The 2,250-nt window shown below is 40.4% G+C and carries 1 protein-coding gene and 2 pseudogenes; 1 reads left to right on the top strand and 2 read right to left on the bottom strand.

The genetic code is table 11. The features are described 5' to 3' along the window. Positions 1-408: 408 nt before the first annotated feature. A complete protein-coding gene (locus O9332_RS12440; RefSeq protein ID WP_002763028.1) occupies positions 409-1,173 on the bottom strand; it encodes a PD-(D/E)XK nuclease family protein in 765 nt (254 codons plus the stop codon). A 178-nt stretch (positions 1,174-1,351) separates the two neighbouring features. On the opposite strand from O9332_RS12440, the pseudogene O9332_RS12435 reads away from it, so the two are divergent. Then, a pseudogene (locus tag O9332_RS12435) lies at positions 1,352-1,839 on the top strand (hemolysin); the annotation flags it as partial. A gap of 277 nt (positions 1,840-2,116) precedes the next feature. On the opposite strand, the pseudogene O9332_RS12430 reads toward O9332_RS12435, so the two are convergent. Next, positions 2,117-2,250, bottom strand: a pseudogene (locus tag O9332_RS12430) (IS630 family transposase); the annotation flags it as partial.

The raw sequence follows: 2,250 nt of genomic DNA, 5'->3' as shown, positions 1-2,250 counted from the left end.
GGCAGGGTGTGGGGTGTGGGGTGTGGGGTGTGGGGTTTTACCAGTTTTGAGGTGGTCAACTACCTAATTTTCAGGGAAAAAGTACCTGAATTTTCCCCCGATCCCCGCAATGGCTGGCACTTTTTGAGGGGAAAAAAGTCTAAAAGTCTTATCCAACAAGGTTTTTAGATTTATTCAGCAGACCCTAGTTAAGACAGCTAAATTAGTCAATTTCACCCACAACGATGATCTTTTTTTTGTGTAGTTTTATTGCAAAAAAAAAGTTTTTTTGACAAAAAGCACAAAGTATGAATTAGGAAGTGGGGAAGTGGGAAGTGGGAAGTGGGGGAGAAGGGAGAATAAATAAAAATAATCTTCAGAATTCAGAGTTGAGAATTTATAATTCTGATCTGACAAAATTGGCAATAATTAGACAAAAGGATTGATTTCAGGGATATCCTCGAGCGAGGGTAAGTCTATTGGGCCCGATCGCTCTTGTCTAAGATAATAGGGACAATGAAGCTGACAATCGGGACGATGGGGAAAATCAACTAAATCATTTTCGTATGCCGATAGATAGCGATCGAGATCCTTCAATAAACGGCGCAAATCTCGCCCTGTCCGTTGGTGTAGTTTCCGATTATAGTTAAAAGTAATTTGTTCGGGGCTGCGGGGTAACTGCACAAACCAATAGGTCATCGATAAACTATCAAGAGGATAAGCAGAAGTTTCTCCCAAAACATACAGATAAAGTCTCGTCTGCCAATTTTTGGCTAGTTTGTCGGCATCGATCGGTTTTAAGTAGGTTTTCCAGTCAAAAATTACCGCTCGATCGCTCTCTAATAAAATTAAATCATAGATAACCGTTAATAAATAATTACCCACAGTTAAACTGCGACAATGTTCCGCTTCTCGATTGGTTTCTCCCGGATTTTGGGCAATTGCCGGGGCAGCTTTTAATAGGGCCGTTAAACAATGTTCTAACTGTTCATTTTCCCGTAATAGAGGCGCGATCGGCAGCCCTAATTCCCGCTGCTGTAATAATAGGTGAAACTGACTGCCCCATTCTTGCCGCTGCAATTGCCCAGGGTCAGCTGGTGTGTTAAGTTCCTCTAGATAGACTTTTTGAAATCTCGGTGGACAGGTTTCCAATAGGTTTAAATGACCTTGGGCAAGACGGTAGATCTTAGGCATAATAGGATTATCGTGAATAAAACAGCAGTTAGCCTATTATCGAGAAAACGGGTTTCTTTGAGAAACTATTTAGAAACCCGTTTTCTTGTAATAAATGTTAATTTCTGTTACAGGGGTCTTGAAAAATTTGCACTTGTTGGGCTAAAACTGTTAGGAATAAACCTCTGCTGTTACCGTCATCACTTCTACCCTGTTGCCGATTATTCCTGCTGTTGACGATGTTTTGTTCAATTTTGCTCAATCTGATGGTTTTTGGGCGAATTTAGAAACCGCTTTTGGCACAAGTTATGATGTGGTTAAGGCGACGCAATTACGACAGCAGTGGCAAAGCCGAAATTTTAGTCAACTTCCCCCAATTGAGGTACTCAGTGATGAGGTTTTAGGGACGGCGAATGGTGCATATTCCAGCAGTAAGAATAAGATTTATCTATCAGCATCTTTTTTAAATACGGCTTCGTCAGCAGCGATAATTAACGTAATTTTAGAAGAAATTGGGCATTATGTGGATGCTCAAATTAATCAGGTGGATAGCGCGGGAGATGAGGGGCAATTTTTGCGGAGTTGGTGCAGGGAAATAGTCTGGATGTGGCAACCTTGGAGGTATTGAAAGCTGAGGATGATTCAAAGATAATTAATTTAAATGGGGAAGTAATTACAGTTGAACAGAATAAATTGCTTAAATCTGGCAAGATTATTGTTGCTAATGATGGACAGGGACTTTATGCTATTTACGATCCTAATTTTCAAGTCAATCTAATCACTAATGGTAGTTTTGAAATTGGCCCAGATCCTGATCCTTATTTACCACTTGCCCCTGGTTCTACCGCAATCACAGGATGGACTGTTACGAGGGATCAAATTGACTATGTAGCTTATTGGGTAGATGCAGATGGCGAGCGCTCTCTTGATCTCAATGGTTCGCCTGGAGTGGGTGGTATATACTTTAGACGTTCATAATCTGAGATTTATTAAACTTCTGAAATCGTAGAGTCAGCAAGGAATCCAGTTCTTTTTTATGTTTCAGATGGGCATCATTCAGACATTCATAAATAGCTGAAGAAAAGTCAGAAAAGTTCT

It is taken from the genome of Microcystis sp. LE19-10.1B (assembly GCF_027530565.1).
Classification (GTDB): Bacteria; Cyanobacteriota; Cyanobacteriia; order Cyanobacteriales; family Microcystaceae; genus Microcystis; species Microcystis aeruginosa.
The sequence above is the reverse complement of the archived record's forward strand: the minus strand, read 5'-3'. Positions and strand labels throughout refer to the sequence as shown.